Origin of the sequence: uncultured Campylobacter sp., from assembly GCF_938018035.1 — a bacterium.
GTDB lineage: Bacteria > Campylobacterota > Campylobacteria > Campylobacterales > Campylobacteraceae > Campylobacter_B.
Map to the genome: position 1 here is coordinate 1 of NZ_CALIJF010000216.1, position 7,052 is coordinate 7,052.

Below are 7,052 nucleotides of genomic sequence, written 5' to 3' on the forward strand. Positions count from 1 at the left end.
CGATCAAAGAGGTGATCTATCCCGCGCAAAACATCGAGCGCTTCGGCGATAGCGTAGTGGCGATGGACGAGGCGGCGGTTTCGGCGGCGCTTGATTTTTCCAACCGCGCGTTTTTGGTATTTGATTGCCCGAGTCTGAAGCGCGGCAAGATCGGCGAATTCGATGCCGAGCTTGTGGAGGAATTTTTCCGCGCTCTGGCTTTCAACGCAAATTTAACGCTGCATCTAAGCCAGATCCGCGGCGAAAATCTGCACCACGTCGCAGAGGCCGCGTTTAAGGCGTTTGCCGTCGCATTCCGTCGCGCGATAAGTATCAACGAGCGCGCCGGCGTGCCTAGCACTAAGGGCGTTTTATAGCGGCAAATGCGCGCTAAATTTAGCAAAATTGACAATTCGCGGTTTTGTAATTTTATCGACGTTTGAAATTTTACTCTCGCCGCTCGCTTAAAATCCGTGAAATTCCGTCTTTGCTAGAATTGATTTGCAAAGGCACGCCGCTTGGCTGAAATTTTAAACCAGCGGCGCGCGTATAGGCTGTCTAAAATTTTGCGCCCGCATTGCGTCGAAATATCGCTTTGCGTATTAAATTTTGAAGGTGAGATATGGATTCTTTCTCGATTTTTATTTTCCTTTTGTTCGCGCTGCCGATCGTTTCGTTTATTTGGTTCGTCGTGCGTTTAGTAAAATTTATCAGATCAAAAAACGAACCCGCGCGCCGCAGAAAGGATAAAATTTTTCTGATCCTTTCTGCGCTTGCGCTTGCGTGTTCCACGGGCGCGGTGGTCGGCTTTTTATGGCTACTTGACCGCGCGCTTGCGCATATGTGAGACACAAAATGAGCGATGAAATTTTTCAAAAAACGATCGCTGTAATATTTACGGCTTGGGCGATTAGCGTTTGTGCGTTAGTCGCAGCGGCGCTGTATCTGCAGAGCAAATGCTCGATCATCTCCTATATCGCAAACGGAAACTAAGATGAAGCGTGCAATTATCGCCATTTTGCTGGTGTTTATCTTGGCGGCTTTCGATTTTGCGTTCTATCGCCTCATCGTGAAGCGATACGTAAATCAAAGCAGCGCCGAGATGCAGGCCAAATCGATCGAGCTGCATAAATTTCTGCCGTTTGAGCATGGCTCGCAGATCGTGCGGGTTAGCTCTAGCTTAAAACTTAGCGGCGATCTGCCGATAATCGACGGAGCAGCGGCTTTGTATCCCGTATTTTCGGCGTTCGTCGCGGCGAGCTATCCGAAGGACAGCGTGAAATTTGACGGGCAAAATTTCACCGATGCTAGCAGGCTTAAATTTAGCAACACTCGCGGCGCATACAAGGCCATAAGCGACGGCGAGGCGGATCTCATTTTCGTCGCCGCCCCTTCGAAGCAGCAGCTTGATTATGCGCGCGAAAAGGGCGCAAACTTACGCTTTGTGCCGATCGGGCTGGAGGCGTTCGTCTTTATCGTAAATGCGAATAACAAAGTTTCAAGCTTAAGCGTGGATCAGGTGCGAGGGATCTATTCTGGGGAGTTTGACGATTGGTCGCAGCTAGGCGGCGAGCGTATGCGCATAGATGCCGTGCAGCGAAACGCGGGCAGCGGCAGCCAGAGCGCGTTTTTAAAATTTATGGGTGAAACGCAGCCTAAGCGCAAGATCACGGGCTTTTTCGGTAGCGCGATCGGCTTTTCGTTTCGATACTACGTCGAGGGGATTGTGCGAAACGGCGGCGTGAAGATGCTTAGCTTAAACGGCGCGTATCCGAACAAAGAAAATATCGCTAGCCGCAAATACCCGCTCGTAGCCGAAATTTACGCGGTTTACGACGAAAATAATAAAAACGAAAATATCCGCATCTTGATAGATTGGATCCTTTCGCCGCAGGGGCAAAGCATCATCGAAAATAGCGGCTACGTGCCGATTAAGGGCTAAGATCGCAGCTTAAATTTATACGCCGTTTGCCAAAAATTCAGCCAAATTTCGTTAAAATCACAAAATTTCAAAAAACGGAAAACGAAGTGATAAAGATCATATTTTTAGACGTAGACGGCTGCCTTAGCGACGGCGGGCTGTATCATTCAAACGGCGGCGAAGAGATGAAGAAATTTAATGTAAAAGACGGGTTTGGCATCCAGGAGTGGCAACGGCTGGGGCTAAAGGTCGCGATCATCACCGGCAAAAGCTCGCAAATCGTCGCAAACCGCGCGCGCGAGCTAAAGATCGATACGCTCTTTCAAGGCGAAAAAGACAAGCTCTCAAGGGCGGAGCAAATTTTAAAAAATTTTAACCTAAGCTTCGATGAGGCCGCCGCGATCGGCGATGATATAAACGACGCGAAGCTTTTAAATGCGGTCGCGATTAGCTTCAAGCCTGCCGATGCGTTAAGCTCGCTAAAAGCGGACGTCGCGCTAAGCAAAAACGGCGGCTGCGGCGCGGTGCGCGAGATGATCGAAATACTCGTCGATAAAAACGGCATGCGCGAAGAGTGGAATAGCAAATGGTTGTAGTTTTGCAAGCGCGCGTGAGAGAGCCTGCGAGAGGCGAAATTCCGCGCAGATCAAAAGGGGCCGAGCGATGGTGATAAAGATTTTCTACGTCGCGATTGCGATCTTTTGCGTCGCGATGGTGTTTTTAAGCGTGCAGACGCCGTATTTTAGCGATATGTTTAGACAAGATCTAAGCATTGCGAATATGGAGATGAAAAAGATCGTCGATTATCAGATCGGCGAGCGTGTGGATGCAAAATTTATCGCAGATGGCGGCACGCGCTATAAGGATCGCGACGAGTTTGTAAATTTTAAAGCCGAGGAGATTAGCGCGGATCTGAATCATACTTTGGTTTCAAAAATCGCGACGCGGGCAGGCGAGCTGATAAAATTTAACGGCGACGCGCATTACGTAAACAGTAGAGGCTTTGATTACACGGCGCAGGAGATCATCTACGATACGAGCAGCAAGATCGTCCGCTCCGACGTACCGTACGTGCTACGCCAAGGCGGCGACCGCATCACGGGCGCAAGTATAAGCTACGACACCAAAACCAAACAAACAAACTCAAAAGGAATCCACGCATGGTATTTAATAAAAGATCAAAACTCCACAAACTAATACTTTCAGCTGCGCTAATTGCGGGCTTTGGCGCGACTACTCTTAGCGCCGCGCAGGAGCAGGTCGAGGTCACGGCGGATAATTTTTTCGCCGACGAGATCAAGCAGATCAGTGTCCTAACCGGCAATGTCCGCATCAAAAAGGGCGCTTACGATACGCTAAATTCCGATAAAGTGACGATCTACTTCGACGCCAAGCGCCAGCCTACCAAATACGTCGCGACGGGAAACGCAAATTTTAAAATTTTACTCAATCAGAAGCATTATGACGGCAAGGGCGGCGTGCTGACCTACGATCCTACTATCGAGGCTTATACGCTTGAAAACAATGCCTATCTGCACGAAGCCGAGACTAAAAAGGAGGTTTACGGCGATAAAATCATCGTAAATCGCCAAAAGGGCACCTACGAAGTAAAAAGCGGCGGCGGCGAGAAAAAGCCCGTGCGGCTGATCTTTCAGGTCGAAGATCAAAACAAATGATCTATCCTAGCAGCGCGCAGTTTATCACCTCCGCCGCAAATATCGCGGGTGCGCCCGAGTTTGCGATGAGCGAAGTGGCGTTTTTGGGGCGTTCCAACGTCGGCAAAAGCAGCCTGATAAACGCGCTTACCGGGCGCAAAAATCTAGCCAAATCAAGCTCGACGCCGGGCAAAACGCAGCTGATAAATTTTTTCGAAGTTAAATTTAAACAAAAGCTTGCCGCAGACTCGGATGGCTCGCAAAATGAAACGCCGCAAGATCTAGCGAGCAAAGAGGCTTTAAGCTCGGCTGCGCATTGCGCGCAAGATCACGCGGAGGCTGCGGCGTCTGAGCGAAATTTAAAGCAAGATTTCGTTTTAAATTTAAAAAGCGTCTCGGTGGATTTTAGATCGGATCGCGAGACAGATCTTGCGGCAGGTTTCGCGCCGAATTCAGCGCAAAGCTCCGAAATAAATTCGAGCGACAAATCCGCGCTAAATTTAGCGGGCAACCCCGCCTTTTCGGATCTTGCGAGCTTGGGGGAAAATATCTCTTTGATCTTCGTGGATCTGCCGGGGTTTGGATACGCTAAGGTTTCTAAAAAACTGCATTATATCTGGCAAAAAAATCTCGACGAGTTCATCAAAGAGCGCCTAAATATCAAGCTTTTCGTCCATCTCATCGACGCGAGGCAGTTTGATCTTACGATAGATAAAAATTTGCAAAACTATCTCGCTAGTTTTCTGCGCGGCGATCAAAAGGTTGTGAGGCTCTACACCAAAGCCGACAAGCTCAACCAAAGCGAGCGCGCAAAGCTTTTGAGGCACGATCCGCAGGCCGTTTTGGTCTCTACGCTAAAAGGTAGCGGGCTACAAAAAGCGCGCGAGATCATCGTACGCGGGGCGTTTGGATTATGAAATTTCTAAATTTAAATACGTTAAATTTAGCGGCGCAGAATTTCAAAATAATTAAATTCAGCGGATATAAAATGCGCCGCCAAGATCGCGCAAAGATTAGGGAAAATTTTAGATGATACGGCTAAAAAAGGCGCGCCTTTGCGACATTTCGCGTATGCAGGAGCTCGTAAAAGAGGAGGTTCAAAACGGCGTGATCTTGCCGCTTGAAAGCGATGAGATTGCTGCCAATATCCGCTCATACGTGCTGGCGTTCGGCTGCGATTCTAAGGCAGATATGAGCTTTTATTCTAAAGAGAATTCCGATTCAAATTTAGCCGAGAATTCCGATTTAAATTTAGCACGCAATGCCGATTTAAATTTAATCCAAAGCTCCGCCGAAAATTTTGCCGAAATTACTTCTGAAAATTCCGTCGAAGATGCCGCAGATAGTTTTACGTCGCAACGAGCTACGTCTCAAAATAGCGCGCCACAAAATAGCGCGCTGCAAGCTATATCCGGAGCGGGCTGCGCGCAAGCGGGCAAAGAGCAAATTTTACGGAGCGGATATTCGCAAAGCGCGGGCGTTTTTAAGAATGATCTTTCGCAGCTTTGCGAATCGCAGTCCGCAAAAGATGCCGAAATTTTGGCGGGCTTTGCTTCGCTTAAAATTTTTAACGCAGATCTTGCCGAGGTGCGCTCGCTCATCGTCGCTCCGCAGTTTCGCAGGCGGGGCATTGCCAGAGCTATCGTAAATGAGCTGCTAGACGAGGCGAGATTTTACGGGCTAAAAAGCGTATTTACGCTCACCTATCAAAAGGAATTTTTCGAGCGGCTGGGGTTTACCGAAATCCCAAAGGATGAGCTGCCCGCGCAAAAAATTTGGGCCGATTGTATTAAATGCAAAAAGTTTCCGGTATGCAACGAAATCGCACTTATCTATACCTTATAGCGGACACGCTTTTTAGCGCGGGGGTTCTTTTCTATCTGCTTCTAAGTGCGGTGTATAGGGGGCTGCCGCCGCTGATCGGATTTTTTTTCACGGCGATGGTTGTGCAAAAATATGAAAACGACGTGAAATTTAAAAAGTTCGGCTTTACCTGGTTTTTCTCTATTTTTTATCTGTTTTGCGCCGAGCAGATCCACGGATTTAACCTATTTAGCGTGGCTATCGCGTATTGTATATTTTATTTCGTGGTCTATGAAAACTCATTTAAATATATTAAATTTAGAAATTTTTTGATCTGCTTTTACGTGATGATTAGCTATGTTTTGGTCTTTGTGGTGAGCAACGCGATCTCTGCGATCAAAAAGAGCGAGTATCTGCCCCTAAGCGGCGAGTATTTAAATTACATCGTGATTGAAATTTTGCTTGCTCTGCTCTTTTTTAAGGGGCGGCTGGTATGAGGCTAAAGTTCGTATTCGTATTTGTGATACTATTTTTTAGCATGCTTTTGGTTAGAATTTATTATCTTTCGATCAAATCGAACGAATTCTACGAGCAGGTCGCTAAAAACAACGTCATCTCTACCGAATACATCCCGCCGGTGCGCGGTCAAATTTTAGACGCCAAAGGCCGCCCGCTCGCGATAAATAATCTCGGCTTTTCTCTATCGATCGCGCCGCACCTAAAAGACGGCGCGCTGCAAAGCGAGCTAAATAACATCTCGCGCTACTTCAAAGATCTCAACGTCACCGCGATGAGCAAGAGCTACAAGGACGCGAATTCCGCTTATAATCAAGACTTTATCGAAGTCGTGCCGTTTTTGGACTACAACGCTACGATAGAGCATTTTGCAAGCCTAAGCCTGCACGAAAATATCAAAATTTCGCCCGCTTCGCAACGCTTCTACCCTTACGGCGCGCTTGCTTCGCACATCATCGGCTACGTCGGCCGCGCCAATAAAAAAGATATCCAAAACAACCCTCTAAGCGCGCTTACCGGATACAACGGCAGAAGCGGCGTCGAGGGGTATTATAACGAGCTTTTGCAGGGCAGCAAGGGCGAGCGCAAGACGAAGGTTACGGCGCTAAATCAGGTCGTGGAGGAGATCTCGATGCAAGAGCCCAGCAGCAGTGAAATTTCGCTTACCATCGATCTTGAGCTGCAAAAATACCTCGAGGAAATTTTTAAAGATAAAGACGGCGTAGCGATAGTGATGGATCTGCGCGACGGCGCTATCATCGCGGCGGGCAGCTTCCCCGAGTACGATCTGAACACCTTCGTAGGCGGAATTTCGCAGACGCAGTGGGACGAGCTGATAAAAGATCCGCGCCATCCGTTTACGAATAAGCTCGTAAACGGCCTCTATCCGCCGGGCTCCGTCATTAAAATGGCTGTAGGGATGAGCTTTTTAAACAGCGGCAAGATCAACGAGAACTGGAGCGTGTTTTGCAGTGGCGCGATAGAGCTAGGGGGGCGTAAATTTCGCTGCTGGAAGAGCTGGGGTCACGGCCGCGTGAACCTAGTAGAGGCGATTAAGGGTAGCTGCGACGTGTATTTTTACGAAGGCTCACTGCTGGTGGGGATCGACTATATGTCCGCGTATCTGCAGCGTCTGGGGTTTGGTAGTAAAACAGGCGTTGATCTGCCCAATGAGTTTG

Annotated in this window: 10 protein-coding genes and 1 pseudogene; all 11 read left to right on the top strand. The window is 48.4% G+C overall.

Features of this window, described 5'->3' with window-relative positions:
• Positions 1–356 (top strand): annotated as a pseudogene (gene hisB / locus Q0257_RS06740) (imidazoleglycerol-phosphate dehydratase); the annotation flags it as partial.
• A gap of 245 nt (positions 357–601) precedes the next feature.
• Complete coding sequence (locus Q0257_RS06745; RefSeq protein WP_298023203.1) at positions 602–826, top strand: hypothetical protein; 225 nt, start codon at positions 602–604, stop codon at positions 824–826.
• Positions 823–972, top strand: coding sequence for a hypothetical protein (locus tag Q0257_RS06750; RefSeq protein ID WP_298023204.1), 150 nt, complete (start codon positions 823–825; stop codon positions 970–972). Before Q0257_RS06745 ends, Q0257_RS06750 begins: the two co-directional genes overlap by 4 nt.
• A 1-nt stretch (position 973) precedes the next feature.
• Complete coding sequence (locus Q0257_RS06755; protein WP_298023205.1) at positions 974–1,921, top strand: substrate-binding domain-containing protein; 948 nt, start codon at positions 974–976, stop codon at positions 1,919–1,921.
• Between the two features lie 86 nt (positions 1,922–2,007).
• Positions 2,008–2,496, top strand: a complete 489-nt coding sequence (locus tag Q0257_RS06760; protein WP_177389116.1) for an HAD-IIIA family hydrolase — start codon at positions 2,008–2,010, stop codon at positions 2,494–2,496.
• A gap of 67 nt (positions 2,497–2,563) precedes the next feature.
• Complete coding sequence (lptC, locus tag Q0257_RS06765) at positions 2,564–3,097, top strand: LPS export ABC transporter periplasmic protein LptC (protein ID WP_298023206.1); 534 nt, start codon at positions 2,564–2,566, stop codon at positions 3,095–3,097.
• On the top strand, positions 3,061–3,576 hold the full coding sequence (gene lptA / locus Q0257_RS06770) for a lipopolysaccharide transport periplasmic protein LptA (RefSeq protein WP_177389112.1): 516 nt from the start codon (positions 3,061–3,063) through the stop codon (positions 3,574–3,576). The genes lptC and lptA overlap by 37 nt, the downstream gene beginning before the upstream one ends.
• Positions 3,573–4,472 (top strand): GTP-binding protein, encoded by a 900-nt coding sequence (locus Q0257_RS06775; RefSeq protein WP_298023208.1) that lies wholly within the window; start codon positions 3,573–3,575, stop codon positions 4,470–4,472. Before lptA ends, Q0257_RS06775 begins: the two co-directional genes overlap by 4 nt.
• Before the next feature lie 112 nt (positions 4,473–4,584).
• Entirely contained in the window at positions 4,585–5,400 is an 816-nt protein-coding gene (locus Q0257_RS06785) for a GNAT family N-acetyltransferase (protein ID WP_366517501.1), read from the top strand.
• Positions 5,367–5,855: a hypothetical protein gene (locus tag Q0257_RS06790; protein WP_297880117.1), complete on the top strand. Its 489-nt coding sequence runs from the start codon at positions 5,367–5,369 to the stop codon at positions 5,853–5,855. The genes Q0257_RS06785 and Q0257_RS06790 overlap by 34 nt, the downstream gene beginning before the upstream one ends.
• Positions 5,852–7,052: penicillin-binding transpeptidase domain-containing protein (locus Q0257_RS06795; RefSeq protein ID WP_298023210.1), on the top strand; the 1,201-nt coding region annotated here is incomplete at its 3' end. The genes Q0257_RS06790 and Q0257_RS06795, both read left to right, overlap by 4 nt.